This window comes from Isoptericola jiangsuensis (genome assembly GCF_048320105.1).
Taxonomy (GTDB): Bacteria; Actinomycetota; Actinomycetes; order Actinomycetales; family Cellulomonadaceae; genus Isoptericola; species Isoptericola jiangsuensis_A.
Genome location: NZ_CP182942.1, coordinates 3,281,789 through 3,301,315, shown reverse-complemented (window position 1 = coordinate 3,301,315; position 19,527 = coordinate 3,281,789). Strand labels below are relative to the sequence as shown.

The window sequence follows — 19,527 nt, the reverse complement described above, 5'->3', positions numbered from 1 at the left end:
AGCCTACGCGGAGTCGACGGAGCCGCGGTTCGACGACGGCGCCTGCGCATCCGTCGCCGCCAGGTCGCCGCCCTCGTCAGGTCCCGGGGCCGCCAGCCGACCCGTCAGGCGATCCCGTACCCGCCGTGCCAGGGCGCCCGCGAGCTCGCGGCCCGACGCCTTGCCCAGCCGCGGCCCGTAGGTGCGGCCGGACTCTCCCCACGCGCCCAGGCGCTCGCGGTAGTACTCGGCGCGCTCCGCCTCCGCGCGTCCCTGGGCGATGGCGCCGAGGACCGCCTGCGCGGCCGCGTCGAGCGGGATCGAGGTCGGGGACGGCGGCGTCGTGTCGCAGGTCTTGACCGGGGCCTGCAGCAGGTCGAGGTCGCCCACCACCCGCACACCCGACTCCCTGATCCGACCGACGTGCTTCGCCGCCCGGGTCTCGGCGATCTCGGCCGCCCACGCGGGAAGGACGATCGCGGTGTCGTGCGACCCGATCCCGCGCCCGCCCAGCATGGTCGACGCGACCGAGGCGCGGACCCAGGTGAGGTACTCGCTCCACGAGAGCTCCTGGCGGAGCGTCGCGTTGAGCGTCCGCAGCAGCTCGGCCTCCTCGGCGCTCATGCCGCGGTTGGCCGCAGCCCCGTCGATCTCCGCCGTGCTCAGCAGACCGGACTCGAGCCCCAGCATGGACTCGAACGCGTCGAAGAGCAGCGTGGGCGTGGACTTGTCGACGACCACGACGGTGACGTTCTGCGGGCCGAACACCTCGGCCCACCGCGACACGACGGCTCCCTGGTCGAGACGGCCCGCCTCCAGGCGCGCCCGCGGCTGCTTCGGCGAGTCCGCCAGGATCGCGCGCAACCAGGCGTCGAAGGTCTGGACCCGGCCGCCCTTCATCATCTGCTGCCACGCCGACGGCAGGATCGAGCCGTAGCTGCGCAGCGTGACCACGACGTGGGTGTTCCCACCGAGCACCTCACGGAAGCGGCGCACCTGGTCCCCGTCGGCCTCGGAGAGCAGCTCGTGGCCGAGCCACAACCGGCGGGAGCTCTCGGCCTGGATCTCCGCCTGCAGCCTGGCCCAGGCTTCCGGGGACGGTGAGGTGCCCCAGCCCCAGCCCCGGCCCATGAGCGACAGCAGGGCCGTCCGGTGGTTGAGACCCTCCCCCGGGTAACGGACACCCTGGGAGAGCAGCTCCGGGCGAAGCGCCGAGGCGGCGTTCTGCAGGCTGGTCGTGCCGGTCTTCATCAGCCCGATGTGCAGCAGGCGCGCACCCTCGGGAAGCAGCAGACCAGCATCGTTGCGATCGTTCGCGGGCATCGTGCTCCTGGACGGCGAGTCTTCGTGGTCGCCAGACACCCTACCCGCGCGCACGCACGTCCAGGCCCCCCGACGGCCGCTCCCAGGAACGGCCCGGATGCCGACGGCCGGTGCCTGAGGCACAGTTGACGTGACGAGGGGGGTTCCACCGTGAGAAACCTGACCATGCGACGCTGCCTGGCGGGCGCCGTCGCGCTGCTCATCGCCGCCACCGGAGGGCTCGTGGCCGCCGCACCGGCCACGGCCGCCGACGTCCCGGACGAGTTCACCATCTCCGGGTCGGGCTACGGCCACGGCGTCGGGATGAGTCAGTACGGCGCCTACCAGCTGGCCCGCGAGGGACGCTCCGCCGTCAAGATCCTCCAGCACTACTACGCCGGGTCGACGGCGCCCTACACCTCGACCGCCTCCCGCGTCCGCGTGCAGGTGCACGGCCCCGACCCGTACGGCTACTCCGGCTACGGCGACTCCGGCCGCAACACGTGGGTGACGATCCGTGGCGGCGACTGGCGGGTCCGCAAGGACGGCGTCGGCACCGTCGCGCAGGGCAGCGGCACCACCACCATGAAGGTCCGCATCGGGACCAAGGGCGCGGTGCGCATCAAGGTCGGCGGCAAGGTCTACAAGGGCGACACGATGCGGATCCAGTGGTCGGGCACCACCTACTGGCGATCGACCGGGAAGAAGGCCGTCGCCACGATCGACGGCACCCACGGCTCGTACCGGCACGGACGCCTCACCGTGGTGAACCGCAAGAACGTCCCCAACATCACCAACGACCTCCTGCTCAACACGGAGTACCTCTACGGGATCGCGGAGATGCCGTCCTCCTGGGGCCTCAACAGCGGGGCGCGCGCCCTGCGCGCCCAGGCCATCACCGCCCGCTCCTACGCCCTGTCCAAGCTCACCGGCAAGTCGGCGTGCCGGTGCCACGTCGTCGACGACGTCCGCGACCAGAACTACACCGGCTGGAACAAGGAGAACGAAGGGTCCGGGAGGTACGGGGCCGTCTGGACCAAGGCCGTCGACGCCACGGTGCGGAGCAGCACCAGCGCACGCGTCCTGCAGGTCGCCGGGCGGCCGGTGGCCGCCCACTACTTCTCCTCCAGCGGCGGCCGGACCGCCAACTCCGAGGACGTGTGGTCCTCCGCCCTGTCGTACGAGCGCAGCGAGTCCGACCCGTACAGCCTGCGAGCGCCCGGCAACTCGTACCGTTCCTGGACGCGCACGCTCACCCAGTCCAAGGCCCGTCAGCTCTTCGGGCTCAACAACGTCAGCTCGATCAAGGTCACGCGCACCTGGTCGAGCGGCCAGGTCCGCACGCTGACCGCCACCCAGCCGAACGGGAAGACGGCGTCCATCAGCGGCAAGGCCGACCAGGTGCGGTCCTGGGTGGGCCGGGCGACGACCCGCGGCAGCATGCCGGCGGCGTGGATCACGGGTGTGCGCGCCGGCTGAGCGCCCGCACTCGGTTCACGAACCATTCATGCCTGGTTCATGCCTCCGTGGTGACGGGGCAGCCCATGCCCTCTACCGTCGGCGACCATGACCAGACACCCACGGTTCACCGTGGTCGTTCCAGCCAAGGACGCCGGGGAGTTCCTCGCGGACGCACTGACCAGCCTGACCCGGCAGGTGGACGATCCTGACGACCTGCAGGTCGTCGTCGTGGATGACGGGTCGAGCGACGACACCGCTCAGGTCGCGGGACGGTTCACCTCCTCGCTGCGCCACCTGGACGTCATCACCAACCCTGAGGCCGTGGGACTGGCCAGCGCCCGCAACCAGGGTCTCGGCATCGCCCGCGGGCGGTGGATCGCCTACCTCGACGCGGACGACTGGATGGCGCCCGGCCGGCTGCCGGCCCTCGCCCGTGCCGCAACCGGTCTGGGCTGCGCCTGGGTACGCACCGACCACGTCGCAGTGGCCGGTCGCGAGCGTCGCCTCGTTCGCGCGCACGAGCCACGTCGCGCCCGGCGCCTGGACCCCACCGACTCGATCCTGCCCGCGGACATCGCCACCATGGTGGACTATCCGTTCGCCTGGGCCGGGCTGTTCGACCTCGCGATGGCGAGCGACGGCATGCTCACCTTCGAGGACGGTCTGCGCACCGCCGAGGACCGTCCGTGGATCTGGAACCTGCACCTCAACGGGCCGTCCTACGCCGTCGTCGACGCTCCGGCCCTGTGCTACCGCAGGGGCGTCTCGTCGTCGCTGACCCAGGTCTTCGACGAGCGACAGCTCGATTTCGCGCGAGCCTTCCACACCGCCAGGCAGACCCTTGACGCGCACCCGGCCCACGACCTCTACCTGGGCAAGTACGTGCGAACGGTGCTGGCCATCACCGCGCACCACCTGATCCGGGTAGGCCGCGCGATCCAGGAGGGGTCCGACGAGGGGCGCGGGCCGAGCTACGAGGGAGCGTGCCGGCTCGAGCCGGCCCTGCTGGCGACGGCGGCAGAGCTCTTGGCCACGCTTCCGGCGGAGCAGGTCGAGATCCAGCTGCAGGGGACCAGCGACGAGCGGCAGGCTGCCCTGGCTCCGCTCCTTCACCGCGGCGCCGTGGGCGCCGCCGATGCGCGCCGAGGAGTTCTCCGATGACGGACGACGTCACCCAGATCGTGGTCGCCTCCACCCTCTTCGCCGCGGTGGGTGCGGCCGCAGCCGTGGACGAGGGGATGCTCGGCACGCCCCGCCGGCGGCTCTGGCTCAGCGTCAACAACGCCACCATGCCGGAGCTGACTGCCGCCCCTCATGAGATCGACGGCGCTGCCGCCGTGGCCCGACGGTTCGACGAGGTGATCACCCTCACCGACGTCCTGGCGCCGACCCACCCGTCCCAGTGGTCGCCACGCGAGCAGGACCTGCCGATGCTGGAGAGGCTGCTCCGAGGACACTGGAGAATCGGTGCCGGGCCGGTCCAGCTCGTCCTGGAGTCCATCGCCGTCAACCCGGCGAGGTCGCTCGCGCGGGTCTTCGACAGCGCGTCGGTCATCGTCCATTCCGAAGGGCTGATGAGCTACGGCCCGACGCGGGATCCCCTGCCCTGGCGCACGGCCCGGCGGATCGACGGCATGCTGCACGTCGACCTGGTCCCGGGCCTCGTTCCTCGACTGCTCGCCGAGCACGGCGTCCGTAGCGAGCCCGTCCCGGCCGCTGCCCTGCGTACCGTGTTCTCCGAGGTCGCGCACGGTCCACGCACCGACGGGTCGACCACGGCGGCACGGTCCGCCCCGGTCGGTCGATCCGCACTGATCGTCGGTCAGTACCTCGCGGCGGCCAAGATCCTGGAACGTGACCAGGAGTCACGGCTCGGCGTGCACATGGTCGAGCGCGCAGTGGAGCACGGCGTCGGCCACGTCGTCTTCAAGCCGCACCCTTCCGCCCCACCCGTGCTCACGGAGGTGATGGCGCAGTCGGCGCACGACCACGGCGTGACGTTCGAGGTCCTCGCGGACGGTCGCCCTGTCGAGACGCTCTTCGAGTCGCTGGAACCGGACGTGGTGGTCGGCTGTTTCTCCACCGCACTCGTCACCGCGTCCGGCATCTACGGGATCCCCGTCCTGGCCGTCGACACCGCCACCGTGCTCAAGCAGCTGGTGCCCATGCAGAACAGCAACCGGGTGCCCCTGACCATCATCGACGCACTGTTCGCCGAAGACGTACCACGACGGTCGCCACAGAGCCTGCAGCAGCTCGTGGACGGTGTCGCATACACGATGCAGCCGGAGCACCTGGCACACCTGCGCCCCTCCGTGTCGGACTTCCTCTCCCGGACGTCGCCCGAGGATGTGCATCGGTATCACCGCCTGTACCGCCTGCGGGACCTCGGACTGCCCGGAGCGCCGCCCGAGGCCCCGTCCACGACACCGAGGGCCGCACGGCCGACGGGGCGTCCACGCGCCGTCGTGCGCAGGATGATGGGACGGGCGTGGCGCCAGGCCCGTGCGCGGGCGACCCCAGGGGGCGGCTGACGTCCGAGGCGGCCGCAGGCCGACCCGTCAGAGAGGGCGCGCCTCGCCCTCGAGCAGCACCGGGATGCCGTCCCGCACCGGGTAGGCCAGGGGCCGGGCTGCGTCGGTGGAACGCAGCTCGGGGGCTCCGTCCGGCCCGACCGCGTCGACCAGCTCGGCGCCCGTGACGGGGCATCGCAGCACGGACCGGACCCACGGGTCGATCCAGGGGGTGTTCTCGCTCATGCGTCCTCCTTGCGCACGATCGACAGGACGTCGTCGCGCAGCTTGGTCATGATGTCGTCGTCGGCGGCCTCGACGTTGAGCCGGAGCAGGGGTTCGGTGTTGGAGGCGCGCAGGTTGAACCACCACTGCGGGTGCGCACCTTCCCAGTGGGCGACGGTGAGCCCGTCGAGGGTGTCGACCACGGCCTCGGGGTAGGCCTCGGCGTAGGCGGCCCGGACCCGTTCGGCCGCCGCTGCGGCGTCGGCCACGGTGGAGTTGATCTCTCCGGAGGCGACGTACGGGGTGTACATCTCCGCCAGTGCCGACAGAGGGTGGGGCTGCTCGCCGAGGGCCGCCAGGACGTGCAGGGCCGCGAGCATCCCGGTGTCCGCGAACCAGAAGTCCCGGAAGTAGTAGTGCGCCGAGTGCTCCCCGCCGAACACGGCGTCGTGGGCGGCCATCTCCGCCTTGATGAACGAGTGGCCCACCCGGGTGCGCACGACGCGCGCGTCCGCGGCGCCCAGCAGGTCGGGCACGGCGCGGGAGGTGATGAGGTTGTGGATCACGGTCGCCGGGCGACCGGCCGCCTGCTCGCGGGCGACCTCGCGCAGACCCACCAGCGCGGTGATCGCCGACGGCGAGACCGCGACGCCCTTCTCGTCGACGACGAAGCAGCGGTCGGCGTCCCCGTCGAACGCCAGCCCCAGGTCGGCCTCGTGTGCGACGACGGCGGCCTGCAGGTCGAGCAGGTTGGCCGGCTCCAGCGGGTTGGCCTCGTGGTGCGGGAACGATCCGTCGAGCTCGAAGTACAGGGGCACGATCTCCAGCGGCAGGGCGTCCAGGCCCGCGTCGGTGCCGAGCACCGCGGGTGCGGTGAGCCCGGCCATGCCGTTGCCGGCGTCGACCACGACCTTCAGCGGTCGGATGTCGGCGAGGTCGACCAACGACCTCAGGAAGCCGGCGTAGTCGGCCAGCAGGTCCGTCTCCTCCAGGCTCCCGGGCAGGACGTCGTCCTCGTCCTGCGAGGGGTCGGCGTCGAGCAGCTCGGCGGCCCGTACGCGCACCTCGGCCAGGCCCGTGTCCTGACCCACGGGCCTGGCGCCGGCGCGGCACAGCTTGATCCCGTTGTAGGCCGCGGGGTTGTGCGACGCGGTGAACATGGCCCCTGGCGCGTCCAGCCGTCCGGAGGCGAAGTACAGCCCGTCCGTCGAGCACAGCCCGATGTCCACCACGTCCAGCCCGACCGCACGCACACCGTCGGCGAATCCGGCCACCAGGCCGGGACCCGACTCGCGCATGTCCCTGCCCAGCACCACCCGCGAGGCACCCTGCGGCACCGCCACGACCTCGGCGAACGCCCGTCCGATCGCCCGGGCCACCTCCGCGGAGAGCTGGTCGGGGACGATCCCGCGCACGTCGTAGGCCTTGATGAGGGTCGACAGGTCAGTCACGGTGCCCAGCCTAAGGCCGTGCCGGTGCGCCGCCGCGTCCCGAGGCGGGTGATCAGTCGGACTCGGCGCGCAGCACGCGCAGGTGCCCTCGCCGGGCGGTCTCGGTGACGTTCCGCGGTTCGACGACGGGTGCCTCGACGCCCCGGCCGCCCCGGCCGGCCTCGCGGACCGCCTCGGCCAGGGCCGACAGGTCGTCCTTGGAGGGGGGCGGTGTCTCGAACTCGGGCTGCAGACGCACGACCTCCCAGCCGCGGGGCGCGGTGAGGCGACCTGCGTGCACCGCGCACAGGTCGTAGCTGTGCGGCTCGGCCCGCTGCGCGAGCGGTCCGAGCACCGCGGTGGAGTCCGCATAGACGTAGGTGAGGGTCGCCACAGCAGCTTCCGTGCATGCCGTCCGCGAGCACTGCCTGACCGATCTCACGCCCGGAGACTACGCCGTGACTGCAAGTTCTGGGTCACGACGCGCCGTGCGGCCGGCTCACGACGACGCCCCGTTGCTGACCCGACGCGCTCGACGTCGCAGACTGGCGACGGCGCGGCCGAGCGTGTGCCGAGGACCTGGCTGGGGACGAGGGGCGGGGCTCGTACCGGCTTCCAGCCGGTCACGCAGCGCCGACCGCTGCCGACGCAGACGGGCGATGCGCTTCTCGAGCTCGTCGCGGTGCCACTTCTCCCGCATCCGCATCTCGTCGAAACGCTCGGTGGCCTCCAGCAGCGCCCGGTTGGCGGACGCCCAGGTACCGGGAGACCGGTACGCGGGGGCGTCGTCGAACTGTCGCAGGTCGGCGTCGACCGGCTCTCCCGTGCGCAGCGACTCCACCAGCGCGTCCCACCACCGTGCCTGTCCTGCGGTGCGCCGGGACCGTACGGCCACGAGGTGCTCACGCACGCCGTCGTCGTCCACGAGCTCCCGCGCCGCCTCGATCAGCACGCCGTCCTGCCAGGAGGGCAGGCTGAGCACGTAGTCGTCCGTGCCGACGTTCCGTGCCGAGTAGCGCATCCGGACCGACGAGTACATGTTGGGCGCGATCGAGATCGACGGCACCGCGGACCTTGCTGCGAAGATCGCCGGGTGGTAGCGCGTACCCACCACCAGCCGCGCACCGTCGGTCAGCGCCGCCAGCTGGCGTGCGGTAAGCATCGGAGCGCAGCGCACCCGCTCCCCGGCCATGGAGGCGATGTGCCTGTTCGAATCCTGGTCGCGCGCGGTCGCGCCCTCGACCAACGAGCCCGCGTGCGGGACGAGGAGGACCGTGGCGTCCACCGCCTCGCCGAGCTCGTCCATGGTCCGGGCCACGAGCGCGTGGTAGTCGTCCTGGGAGATCACGGTCGTGGACGCCTTCTCCGCGAAGCTCGCGATGACGTACGGCGACGTCATGAGGTGCTCGACGGCGCGCCGGTCGACGTCGGTGGCCACGATCCCGTAGGCGTCGTCCATCGTGCGCACGACCTTGTCCCCGGGCACACCCAGGTCGGCAAGGAGCTTCTCCGTGGCCGACTCGCGCGCGCCGACGACCGTCGCCCCCTGCAGCATCTTTGTCAGCACGACCTTGTCGTCGTCACGCACGAGCGGGCCCACGGTCTGGCTCGTCAACGCGTACGGCTTGCCGAGCACTCGTGCGATCCCGGTCAGCGCCGCACGTTCGTAGATGTGCTGGGGGAAGAAGGAGTTGAGGTTCCCTCCCCCGGCCACCAGAACGGCATCGGCAGCACGGACGGCGTCGATCACCGCCAGGGCGGGGTCGCCCGCACCCAGCACGCCCGTGTGCCCGCGCGCCGAGTCCAGGACGCGCGCCAGGCGGTCGTCGTTGTGGCTCCGGTCCAGGCTGTTGCGGAAGCCTGTCCGAGCGACGGCAGGCACCCCGTAGAACCGTGCGGAGACGTCGGGCTCCCCGGCGACCACGGTGACCTCGTCGACCCCTCGGCGGCGGAGCTCGTCCAACGCCTGATCCGTCATCGCCTCGTCACCCAGGTGGTACAGGTTCGTCCACCCGACGTCACCGATCAGCACTATCCGCATACCAACGAGCTCCTTCTGCTCCGCCACACCGTGTCCTGAAGGATTCCTGCACCGGCTGGACAGCACGGGACGACGGCGTGAACAGCAGAAGAACAGATGGCGGGACGAGCGGCCCCTTCGGTGGTGCTGGTGGTTACGCTCGGGGGGTGAAGAGCACCGAGGTGTCCGGCCCCGACCGCGGGCCCGAGCGCCTGTCGTCCCCGGCGGTCCGACGGCGGGACCGGCGCGGGCGTGGCCTGCGCGGACCGCTGATCCCGCCCGGCGCGCCGGCGTACCGCACCCGCGCCGAGAAGTTCGACGACACGGTGCTCGGCGCGGTGGAGCGCATCGAACGCCGGTGGCCCGCCGTCGGGGGCGTGGAGTTCGCGGTCGAGGACGTCCCGCCGTCCGACCCCGCCCCGTGGGAGTCCGGCGGGGTGCCGCTCGGTCGGCTCTTCGCGGCGGAGGCGGGCCAGCCCGCCCGCATCGTGGTGTACCGCCGTCCCGTGGAGGCGCGCGCCACGGACCGCGACGACCTGGCGGACCTGGTCAACGACGTCCTGGTGGAAGAGGTGGCGCACCTGCTGGCGCGCACGCCGGAGGAGATCGACCCGGAGTTCGGGGAGCGCTGACGCCTCAGGGCGCGTCGACGCGGCGCACGACGACCTCTCCGGGGGTCTGCAGCGTCGCCGTCGGGTCCAGGGTCGCGACGAGGGTGCCGTCCTGCGCGGTCCCGTCGGACGCCGCCACCCGCACCGACCAGGTCACCGCGGCGGGTGCGTCCGCCGGACGGTCCGCGGCGTCGACGGCGGGGACGTCCACCGTCACGGCCGCGACGGCGCCCAGGTCCGCGGCCGGCACCTCGACGGTGCCGCCCACGGGCACGGCGACCTCCTGCTCGCCCGCCAGCGCACCGTCCGCGTCGAGCCCGCGGAGCGTCACCCCGGTCTCGCCCTCGGCGGACCCGTCCGGCGACCGGTCCGCGGGGACCCCGGTCAGCACCACGGTCGCCTGCTGCGCGGGCGACGGCAGGGCCACCTGGGACGACGACGGCTCCCCGGCCTCGGGGAGCGCCCGCGCGGCCGACCAGGCGACGTCGTAGGGCGTGCCGTCGATCACCGAGTCCTCGGGCTGGACGCCGGCCACGGCGAACCGAGCGGCGCCGACGACCGGCACGTCGGCGTCCACCACGACGGTGTAGGTCCCCGCGTCGAGGCCACCGAGGGGCACCGGGGTGACGACGCCCGGCTCCAGCACGACGGTCTCGGCGCCGCGCAGCGTCACCGGTCCGCCCGGCCCGAGGACGGTGATCCGCGCGGTCCCCGCGTCGGTCGGCGCAGCGAGCCACAGCTCGGCGGCGTGCGGGTCGTCCGCCGCGGCGCCGTCCGCGAGCACGCCCGTGACCACCACGGACCTCGCCGGCGCCGAGCCCGGCTCGACGACGTCGGTCCCGGCGGGCAGCAGGCCGTCGATGCCCTGGGTCTGCAGCGACGCGGTCACCCGCGCCCCGGCAGCCTGCACGTGCACGGCGAGACGGCGCTGCTCGGGCGCGAGGGAGTCGAGCCGCACGGCCGTCTGCTCGCCGGGCGCGAGCGTGAACGCCCCCTGGCCGCCGACGGGCACCTGCCCCGTGGGTCCGAGCACGTCGAGCGTGACCGCGGCGGGCCGGTCGCTGGGGTTGCGCACGGTGAGCACCGCGCTCGAGCCGACCTCGCTGTCGCCGCCGACGAGCCAGTGCTCGGTCGCGGGGGCACGGCACGACGCCGCGGCGAGCCCGCGCAGGTCGCCCGCGGTGGTGACGGACGCCGTGGCGCCCGCGACGCGGAGCTCCGCGGAGGGCTCCGGTTCGCCGGTGATGACGTCGAGGGGGCCGTCGTCCGCGCCGACGGCGGCGTCGGGACCCTGGGTCATGGGTGCCGCGTCCGAGCCGTCCAGGCGGGTCAGGCCGGGGGTGCCGGCCGCTCCGGCCACGACGGCCCTGACCCAGGACTCGGTCCCGACCGGGGTGGCGCCGAACTGCTCGTCGCCCACGTCGGCCCCCTCGGGCAGCTCGACGCCGCGCGGACACACGAGCGCGACCGGTGCGGGCTGCACGGCGACCTCACGGTTCGCCGCGGCGAGCGCGGTCGCCTCCGCCCCGGTCCAGCGGTCGAACCACTCGTCCCCGACGGTGGCGGCCGTGGCGAGCACGCCGGCGGCGGCCAGTCCGGTGACGGCCACCGCGGCGGTGCGTCCGGCGCGGGCGAACCTCATCGGCCCGACCTCCGCCGTCCGACCGGCAGGGCGAGCAGCACGTAGACGACCAGGATGATCCCGCCGAGCACGAACCAGGGCGGCCGCGACGTGGCCGTGTACTCCACGACGACGTGCCCGGCGTCCGGTCCGAGAGTGAACGCCTGCCGTCCGTCCAGGTCGCGGGCGGGCAGCCGCGTGCCGTCCAGGGTGGCGCGCCAGCCGTCGCCGGCGGACTCCGCGAGGACGAGCAACCGTTCCTCGCCGCCCGCACCGACGTCCGCACCGACGTCCGCGCCGACGCGCGTGCCGTCGGAGTCCAGGACGGTGGTCACCACGGCCTGCTCGTCGGCGTCGACCGGCGCCTCGACGATCCCCGCCCAGCCGGGAGCCGGTCCGTCGGTCCCGACGCGCCACAGCGGCGCGCCCACCTCGGTGACCCGCTCCAGCCCCGTCACCAGGTCGAGCGTGGTGGCCAGCTCGGGGTCGCCGCCCGCGGGAAGCTGGACAGCGCCCACGCCGAGCGTCGTCAGGCGGGCGGCGAGGTCGGGGCTCCGGCCGACGGCGAGCTGGGCGACGAGCTCGTCCAGCACGGCGACGTCCGTGCGCTCGGGTCCGGGCACCAGGCCGGCGTCGCGCGCTCGCACCACCACCGACGAGTCCAGCAGGCTCGACCCGTCGGCGTGCAGCAGCGTGTACTCCACGGCACCGTCGCGGCGGTCGAGCTCCAGGACCCGGGCGGCCCGCGGCGGCGCCTGCATCTGCTGCCCGACGGCGGGCACGACCGGGTCCTCCGTGGCGGTCAGGCTGCCCACGGTGCCGGTGCGGGCCTCGTCGAACCACCAGGCACCCAGCCCGGCCAGCGGGACCGCCAGCACCACGACCGCCACCGCACCCACGACCACCCGGCGTGCCGGCCGGCGTCCCGGACGCGGGACTCCCACCAGGGCGGCCACGCCGACCCCGAGCACCAGCAGGGACAGCCCCGCGCCGGGCCAGCCGTGCACGACGGCGTCGTCGCCCGCGCTCGTGCGACCGGAGGCGACGACGGTCCCGGCGGCGACCAGCGCCGCCACCAGGCCCACCGCACCCAGCGCGAGACCTGCCGCCGCGGCGAGCGCGCGACGACGGGCGAAGACGCCGGCGGCACCCAGGAGCAGCAGCAGGCCCCCGAGGACCCAGGGGGCGACGGTCGACCAGGAGCCCGCCAGCACGGTGCCCTCGAACCACGGAGCAGGCTCCGTGGGATGCCCGAGCAGCAGGCCGACACCGTCCGACGGCGTGGCCGGGAGCGGCAGGCCGGGCTCGGCGAGCGCGAGTCGCCAGCCGCCTTCGGACCAGACGGCGACCAGGTGCCACCAGAAGGGCAGCGCGACCACGACGGCGGGAACCAGCACCAGCAGGAAGCGTCGCCAGTGCCGCCAGGCGACGCACGTCCACACGCCCAGCACGAGGATCGCGACCGGGAGCAGCACCGGCGCGGCGCAGGCGGCGACCGCCAGCAGGAGCCCTGCCGCCGCGGCGGCCCCGAGCGATCCTCGGCGCGGTCGCGGCGGCCCGACGGCGTCGCGCGCCTGCACCCCGACGGTGCGCACGACGGCGACCAGCACCCACGGCAGGACGAGGTGGGCGACGACGGCGCCGAGGCGCCCGGTCTGCAGCGAGACCAGCAGCACGGGCGACGCGGCCCACACCAGGGCGGCCCCGGCCCGCGCCCAGACCGAACGGTTCACGACGCCCGCGGCGAACCAGCCCCCCAGGGCGGCCAGCGGCAGCGCGGCCACGACGAGCAGGTTCACGGCGGTCTGCACCGAGCCCCCGACGAGCCCGGTGAGCGCGGTGAGCACCACGAGCAGCGGGTCGGCCGGCGCGCCGGTGCCGAGCGCGTCCCGGACCCAGCCGGACGTCGCGGCCTCGGCGGCCTCGCCGAAGGTCGCGGGCGCCGGCAGGAGGGCGCCACCGACCACCCGGCCGCCGTCGGCGAGCACGCCCTGCCAGGACCCGAAGGCCGCGACCGCGACCCCCACGACCACCAGCAGCACCAGGCCCAGCGCGGTACGCCGGCGGCGGGCCAGCCGGGCCAGCGCGCTGCGCTCGAGGTCGGTGGGGCCGCGTTGACCGCGCTGCGCCTCGGACCGGGTCAGCCGGGTGTCCCGACGGTCGGTGGCCACCTGACGCCAGGTCGCCCGCAGCGGGCGCAGCACGGACCGGGGTGCGGTCCGGGTTCGCGCGGCCCGTCGTCGACCACGCACCAGGGGGACCAGGCGAAGCACCGTCACGAAGGGCGCGACGAGCTCGTCGCGGGCCTGCGCCGGGCGTTTGAGGGCGAGCCGGTAGGCGGCGGCGAACGGCGCCCACACCAGCATCGCCACCATCGCGACGGGCACGAGCGGAAGCGGCAGTCCGACGAGCCGGGCGTAGAGCTGGCTGCGCCGACGGGCGTACTGCGACGACCGGGTGCCCGTGGCACGCCCTTCCCGCAGACCGCGCAGCGAGGCCTGCGCGTGGTGCACGACGGCGTCGGCCACGACGACCACCCGATGGCCGGCGAGCCGCGCACGCCGGCACAGGTCCAGGCTGTCCCCGAAGCGGCCCAGCTCCGGGTCGGTGCCCCCGAGCTCCGTCCACACCGTGCGGCGCACGAGGGCGCCGGCGAGCCCCACGGCGAGCACGTCCTCGCGGGCGTCGTGCTGGCCCTGGTCGATCTCGGAGTCGTCGATGCCCGTCATCCGCCGTCCGAGCGGCGACTCCCAGTACCCCACCTCGATCAGCAGACCCGGACGGGTGGGGTCCGGCAGCACGGGCTCGCCGTCGTCGTCCAGGAGCCAGCGACGCTGCTTGCACCCGGCGACGGCCACGGCGGACGAGTGCTCCACGGCGCGCAGCAGGTGTGCCAGGGCGTCCGGGGCGGGCGCGGAGTCGTCGTGCAGGATCCACAGCCAGGTCGCCTCGGTGGCCCCGACTGCTCGCAGGGCCCGGTCGACCGCCTCGCCGAGCGAACGGGCGCCCGCGGCACCGACGAAGCGACGCTCGCCGAGACGGAGCTCCTGGTGGGTTCCCGTGGAGGGGGCAGCGTCCACGTCCACCACGAGCACCTCGTCGGGCACCCGGTCCTGGGCGGCCAGCGCGTCGAGGGTGGTCTGCAGGAAGGGGGTACGGCCCTGGGTGACCACGACGGCGGCCACCGTGACCAGGGTCCGGGGACCTCCGGAAACGGTCAGCACGGCGTCCGGGGTCGCGGCAGACGGCGCGACCTCGTCCGCGAGCGTCCGGGTCAGGTGCGGTGCAGTCATCCTGCCCGCCATGATGCGATCCGTCGGCGCCCCGGTGTGGGATCTCGGGTCAGACGGCGCGCCGCTTCAGCTTGCGACGCTCCCTCTCGGACAGACCGCCCCAGATGCCGAAGCGCTCGTCGTTCTCCAGCGCGTAGTCGAGGCACTCGGCCCTGACCTCGCAGGACGTGCAGACCTTCTTGGCCTCACGCGTGGACCCGCCCTTCTCCGGAAAGAAGGCCTCGGGGTCGGTCTGGGCGCACAGGGCTCGCTCCTGCCACCCGAGCAACGTCTCGTCGTCGAGGACGACGTCGTCCTGGCCGAACAGCGGCAGGACCGGTGCGACGCGGTCCGGCTGCCTGCCGACGTCAGACGGGAAGACCTCTTGGTCCCCATCGATCAAGTTCCACATGACGTGCCCCTCCATGCCGTTCGCTAGGAAACTGCATACATGGAATTACACGCGTGTCCTTCGGGGTCGTCAAGCCGAAATGTGCTAGGTCCGCCACCTGCACGACCTGTTCACATCGACCTGAGGTAGTTCAGAGGTGCGTCACCCGAGGTCAGACCCCCGCGGGAACCTCCCGCGCGGACCTCCTACAGTGTGCGGGTGAGCACCGCACCCAGCACCGTGACAGCACTCCTCGACCACGTCGCCGCCGGCGGCGGACGCCCGGCCCTCACCTGGTACGGCGACGACGGGGAACGCATCGAGCTCTCCGGCGCCGTCGTGCTCAACTGGGTGTCCAAGACCGTCAACCTGCTCGTCGAGGAGTTCGACGCCGGACCGGGCACCGACGTCGTCGTCGACCTGCCCGTCGGATGGCGCCAGACCGTCTGGGCGCTCGCCGCCGCCCGCTGCGGGGCCCAGGTCCACCTCGCCGATCCCGGTTCCGGCACGGTCACCGAGCAGCCGGGCGCCGAGGAGGCCGACGTCGTGGTCACCTCCCGCCCGGCCGACTGGTCCGGCACCACGGCGGACCTCGTGGCGGTCGCGCTGCCCGCCCTCGCCCGCCGGTTCGACGGCGAGCTCCCCGCCGGCGCGGTCGACGCCGCCGCCGCGGTCATGACCTACGGCGACGTCATCGGGTACGACCCCGCCGCGGGCTCCCCCGCGCCCCTCACCGCCCTCACGGCACGGCCCCGCACGGCCTCCGAGCCCGCGAGCGACGAGGTGAGCCACGAGGTGAGCGTCGAGGTGAGCCACGAGGTGAGCGACGACGCGCGCGACGGCCGGGTCCTGGTGCGGGGCGACCGGCCCGTGAGCGCCGTGCTCGCCACGACCGTGGGCGTCTGGGCCCACGGCGGGTCGGTCGTGCTCACCTCGGCCGCCACCGCGCACGCCCTCGACGCCGACGCGGCACGGCTGGACCGGCTGGTGGCCACCGAGCAGATCACCGCCGGGCACCGGCGCTGAAGCGGTCGGGCCCGACCGGTCAGGCCCGACCGGTCAGGCCCGACCGAGCGACCGGTACGTCCAGCCCGCCGCCTCCCAGGCCGCGCGGTCCAGGGCGTTGCGCCCGTCGAGCACCTGACGTCGGGCCACCACCTCACCCACGGCCACCGGGTCGAGCTCGCGGTACTCGCGCCACTCCGTCAGCAGGAGCACCAGCTCGGCGCCGGCCAGCGCCTCGTCGACGTCCCGCGTGTACGTCAGCTGCGGTGCCCGCGACCGCGCCGGCTCGACCGCCTGCGGGTCGGCGACGATCACGTCCGCCCCCGCGTCGGACAGCCGCACCGCGACGTCGAGCGCGGGCGAGTCGCGCACGTCGTCGCTGTCGGGCTTGAACGCGGCGCCGAGCAGCGCGACGCGCGCACCGCGCACCGCACCACCGAGCACCTCGGCGGCGAGCTCGACCATGCGCTCGCGACGACGGTTGTTGATCCGGTCCACCTCGCCGAGGAACGCCACGGCCTCCCCCGCGCCGAGCTCGTCGGCGCGTGCCATGAACGCCCGGATGTCCTTCGGCAGGCAGCCGCCGCCGAACCCGAGCCCGGCGTTGAGGAACTGCCGGCCGATCCGCGCGTCGTGGCCGATCGCGTCGGCGAGCTGGGTGACGTCGCCCCCGGCGACCTCGCAGAGCTCCGCCATCGCGTTGATGAAGGAGATCTTCGTCGCCAGGAACGAGTTCGCGGCGACCTTCACCAGCTCGGCGGTCGGGTAGTCGGCCACGATGCGGGGCGTGCCGTCGGCCAGCGGCGCGGCGTACACCGCGTCCAGGACCTGTACGGCACGCTCGCCCGCGGGACCGCGCGGCACCCCGTACACGATCCGGTCGGGGTGCAGCGTGTCGTCGACCGCGTGCCCCTCGCGCAGGAACTCCGGGTTCCACACCAGGGTGGCGCCCGGCGCGCCCGCCTCGACCACCTCGGCCAGCCGGGCGGCCGTGCCGACGGGCACCGTCGACTTGCCGACCACGACGTCGCCCGGGGCCAGGTGCCCCACGACCTCCGTGAAGGCCGTGTCCACGTAGCGCAGGTCCGCGGCGAGCGAACCCGCCGACTGGGGCGTGCCCACGCAGACGAAGTGCACGTCGCAGCCGGCGACGGAGGCGAGGTCGGTCGAGACGGTCAAGCGCCCCGAGTCCTGCAGCTCGGCGAGCAGGTCGTCGAAGCCCGGCTCGTAGAAGGGTGACTTGCCCAGCCGCAGCGACTCGACCTTCGCCGCGTCGACGTCGACCCCGACCACGTCGTGGCCGAGGCTCGCCATGCTGGCGGCGTGGACCGCCCCGAGATAGCCCAGACCCACCACCGAGATGCGCATGCGCAGGAGTCTAGGCACGCCATCGACCGCCCCACAGGGACGTTCGGGTGAACATTCGCCGCTCACGGACGAACTCCGACATTTCCCTTGCGCGCCAAAGGTCCGGACCCGATCTGCGGCCCCGGGCAACCGGGCGTAGCGTCCGCCGCGTGATGGCAACCCGGAGCCCACGCGCTCGCCTCCTCGCCGGCACCGTCGTCGGCCTCGTCTCGTTCGCGCTCGTGGCTCCGGCCGCGCAGGCCGCTCCGGGCGACGCCACGGCCCCCACGACCGGGGCCGGCGCCCCGTCGGTCGCGGCCCCGCCGCTCGACGCCGCCGGATCCGGCGGCGACGACGCGGTCGCCGAGACCAGCCCCGACGCCGAGCCCGTCACCCCGCAGACCGAGGACGCCGAGTTCGTCGCCGAGGACGCGATCGACGCCGACGGCGAGGCCGTCGACGAGCCCGCACCGTCCCCCGAGGACGCCTCCGCGGGCCCCGGCACCGAGGACGACGACGTCGAGGCCGAGCAGCCCGTGGTGGCGACCTCCGACGTGGCCGGGTTCGGCGTCGTCGGGGTCACCTGGTCCGGCGACCTCGACGACACGGTCGTCGTCGAGGTCCGCACCGCCGAGTCGGCCGACACCGCCGCCGACGTCGACGCGGGCTGGAGCGCCTGGGAGGAGGTGCAGGCGGAACCGTCCCCGGACGGCACGCTCGACGGCACCGAGCCCGTCGTCGTCGGCGACGTCGCCCAGGTGCAGGCCCGGGTCTCCGGACCATCGGCGTCCGCCGTGCGCGACCTCACCCTCAGCGTCATCGACCCGGGGACGTCCGCCGCCGACGACGACGTCCCCGTTCCACCCGCCACGGACGCGCCGCACGGCACCGCCGTCGCGGCCGCCGCGCCCTCGCGGCCCTCGATCTCCTCGCGCGCCGCCTGGGGCGCCGACGAGCGGATGATGACCTGGAGCACCCGCCAGGGCGACGTCAAGGCCGCGACCCTGCACCACACGGCGGGCACCAACAGCTACTCGAAGTCCCAGGTGCCCGGGATCATCCGCGGCATCTACGCCTACCACGCCAAGACGCGGGGCTGGGGCGACATCGGCTACAACTTCCTGGTCGACAAGTACGGCCGGGTCTGGGAGGGGCGCGCCGGCGGCATCACCCGCGAGACCATCGGCGGGCACGCCCGCGGGTACAACACGAACAGCACCGGGGTGTCGGTGCTCGGCAACTACGACACCACGCGCCCGACCACCGCGTCCGTCGACGCCGTGGTGCGGCTCATCGCGTGGAAGCTCGCCCTGCACGGTGTCCGGGCGACGGGGACCACGAGCATCGGCGGCACCACCGAGTACCGCATCCACGGCCACCGCGACGTCGCCTCCACCGCCTGCCCGGGCCGCTACCTCTACCCGAAGCTCGGCGAGATCCGTCGCCGCGCCCAGGCCCTGCAGGACATCGCCAACCGCCCGAGCCTGGCCTCGGGCACCGTGGTGTCGAACCCTGACGGCGACGTCGCCCTGGTGGAGAAGGGACGTCGGCACGCCGCCTCGTGCTCGACGCTCGCCGAGTACGGCAAGTCCTGCCGCAAGACCGTCCGGCTCACCTCAGCGCAGTGGAGGTCGTTCACCGACGGGGGACGGCTCCAGCGCACCGTCCGCACCACGGACGGACGCCTCTACTACGTGGTCAACGGCAAGAAGCGGGAGGCCTTCGACACGGCTTCCCTGCGGCGGGCCGGAAAATCGACGACCACCGTCACGATGAACGTGGCGGCGATCTCCTCCCTGTCCTACGGCAACCCGATCGTGCGACCCGGCGTCATCGTCGTGAACCGGTCGAACGGCAACCACCGGCTCGTCGTCTCGGGACGCAAGCACGCCTACATCGGCTCCGCGCTGCGTGCCCGCACCCCGCTGGGCGGGCTCGACTCCGGCCGGCTCGACGGCCAGAGCGTGGCACGGATGCCTCAGGTCGGGCGGACCACCGGTGTGGTGAAGCAGAGCAGCGGTCGGCAGTACCTCGTGTCCACCCGGGGAATGGTGCGCATCGACGGCGGCGGCCGGCTGCGTTCGTCGTCGGACACCCAGCAGTGGGGCGGGGTCCTGGCGTCGGACATCCGCAAGGCGACCAGCGGTCGTCCCCGGCTCGTCGTGGTCAGGGTCCGCGGAAGCGAGCAGCGCTACGTGGTGCGCGACGGACTCCTGCGGCCCGTCTCGGCCACGCGTGCGCGCCAGCTCAACGGCGGCCGCACCCCCACGGTCCACGTCATCCTGGAGATCACGAAGAAGGAGCTCCCGGTCGGCTCCCGACTCTGACCGTCACAGGACCTCTACGTCAC

The 19,527-nt window shown here is 73.8% G+C and carries 15 protein-coding genes; 6 read left to right on the top strand and 9 right to left on the bottom strand.

What is annotated here, in order from left to right:
* Positions 1–3 precede the first annotated feature (3 nt).
* Positions 4–1,302, bottom strand: a complete 1,299-nt coding sequence (locus tag ACNHYB_RS15100; protein WP_418276173.1) for a hypothetical protein — start codon at positions 1,300–1,302, stop codon at positions 4–6.
* Positions 1,303–1,452: 150 nt separating this feature from the next.
* Here ACNHYB_RS15100 and ACNHYB_RS15095 point away from each other — a divergent pair, with 150 nt between their 5' ends.
* From ACNHYB_RS15095 to ACNHYB_RS15085, 3 genes are all read left to right on the top strand, one after another.
* A complete protein-coding gene (locus ACNHYB_RS15095; protein ID WP_418276172.1) occupies positions 1,453–2,760 on the top strand; it encodes a SpoIID/LytB domain-containing protein in 1,308 nt (435 codons plus the stop codon).
* Positions 2,761–2,847: 87 nt separating this feature from the next.
* A complete protein-coding gene (locus ACNHYB_RS15090) occupies positions 2,848–3,903 on the top strand; it encodes a glycosyltransferase family 2 protein (RefSeq protein ID WP_418276171.1) in 1,056 nt (351 codons plus the stop codon).
* Complete coding sequence (locus tag ACNHYB_RS15085; RefSeq protein WP_418276170.1) at positions 3,900–5,276, top strand: polysialyltransferase family glycosyltransferase; 1,377 nt, start codon at positions 3,900–3,902, stop codon at positions 5,274–5,276. Before ACNHYB_RS15090 ends, ACNHYB_RS15085 begins: the two co-directional genes overlap by 4 nt.
* Positions 5,277–5,303: 27 nt before the next feature.
* On the opposite strand, the gene ACNHYB_RS15080 is transcribed toward ACNHYB_RS15085, so the two are convergent.
* From ACNHYB_RS15080 to ACNHYB_RS15065, 4 genes are read right to left on the bottom strand one after another with little or no spacing between them, the layout of a single operon-like run.
* Positions 5,304–5,501, bottom strand: coding sequence for a Trm112 family protein (locus ACNHYB_RS15080; protein WP_418276169.1), 198 nt, complete (start codon positions 5,499–5,501; stop codon positions 5,304–5,306).
* Positions 5,498–6,931, bottom strand: coding sequence for a phosphomannomutase/phosphoglucomutase (locus tag ACNHYB_RS15075; protein ID WP_418276168.1), 1,434 nt, complete (start codon positions 6,929–6,931; stop codon positions 5,498–5,500). Before ACNHYB_RS15075 ends, ACNHYB_RS15080 begins: the two co-directional genes overlap by 4 nt.
* 52 nt (positions 6,932–6,983) lie before the next feature.
* Positions 6,984–7,352, bottom strand: a complete 369-nt coding sequence (locus tag ACNHYB_RS15070; protein WP_418276167.1) for a DUF3499 domain-containing protein — start codon at positions 7,350–7,352, stop codon at positions 6,984–6,986.
* A 57-nt stretch (positions 7,353–7,409) separates the two neighbouring features.
* Complete coding sequence (locus tag ACNHYB_RS15065; RefSeq protein ID WP_418276166.1) at positions 7,410–8,951, bottom strand: polysaccharide pyruvyl transferase family protein; 1,542 nt, start codon at positions 8,949–8,951, stop codon at positions 7,410–7,412.
* A gap of 146 nt (positions 8,952–9,097) precedes the next feature.
* On the opposite strand from ACNHYB_RS15065, the gene ACNHYB_RS15060 reads away from it, so the two are divergent.
* Positions 9,098–9,562 carry a metallopeptidase family protein gene (locus tag ACNHYB_RS15060; protein WP_418276165.1) on the top strand — a complete coding sequence of 155 codons (465 nt, stop codon included), beginning with the start codon at positions 9,098–9,100 and terminating at the stop codon, positions 9,560–9,562.
* Between the two features lie 4 nt (positions 9,563–9,566).
* Here ACNHYB_RS15060 and ACNHYB_RS15055 read toward each other — a convergent pair whose 3' ends face one another.
* From ACNHYB_RS15055 to ACNHYB_RS15045, 3 genes are read right to left on the bottom strand one after another with little or no spacing between them, the layout of a single operon-like run.
* Positions 9,567–11,183 carry a DUF5719 family protein gene (locus ACNHYB_RS15055; protein WP_418276164.1) on the bottom strand — a complete coding sequence of 539 codons (1,617 nt, stop codon included), beginning with the start codon at positions 11,181–11,183 and terminating at the stop codon, positions 9,567–9,569.
* Positions 11,180–14,455: a glycosyltransferase gene (locus ACNHYB_RS15050; protein ID WP_418276163.1), complete on the bottom strand. Its 3,276-nt coding sequence runs from the start codon at positions 14,453–14,455 to the stop codon at positions 11,180–11,182. Before ACNHYB_RS15050 ends, ACNHYB_RS15055 begins: the two co-directional genes overlap by 4 nt.
* 49 nt (positions 14,456–14,504) lie before the next feature.
* The gene (locus ACNHYB_RS15045) at positions 14,505–14,846 is read right to left on the bottom strand and encodes a WhiB family transcriptional regulator (RefSeq protein WP_418276162.1); all 342 of its coding nucleotides are present in this window, start codon (positions 14,844–14,846) and stop codon (positions 14,505–14,507) included.
* A 198-nt stretch (positions 14,847–15,044) separates the two neighbouring features.
* Here ACNHYB_RS15045 and ACNHYB_RS15040 point away from each other — a divergent pair, with 198 nt between their 5' ends.
* Positions 15,045–15,851: a TIGR03089 family protein gene (locus tag ACNHYB_RS15040; RefSeq protein WP_418276161.1), complete on the top strand. Its 807-nt coding sequence runs from the start codon at positions 15,045–15,047 to the stop codon at positions 15,849–15,851.
* Positions 15,852–15,884: 33 nt separating this feature from the next.
* On the opposite strand, the gene ACNHYB_RS15035 is transcribed toward ACNHYB_RS15040, so the two are convergent.
* A complete protein-coding gene (locus tag ACNHYB_RS15035; RefSeq protein ID WP_418276160.1) occupies positions 15,885–17,198 on the bottom strand; it encodes a UDP-glucose dehydrogenase family protein in 1,314 nt (437 codons plus the stop codon).
* A gap of 152 nt (positions 17,199–17,350) precedes the next feature.
* Between ACNHYB_RS15035 and ACNHYB_RS15030 the strand changes: the two genes are divergently transcribed.
* Positions 17,351–19,504 (top strand): N-acetylmuramoyl-L-alanine amidase, encoded by a 2,154-nt coding sequence (locus tag ACNHYB_RS15030; RefSeq protein ID WP_418276159.1) that lies wholly within the window; start codon positions 17,351–17,353, stop codon positions 19,502–19,504.
* Positions 19,505–19,527 lie beyond the last annotated feature (23 nt).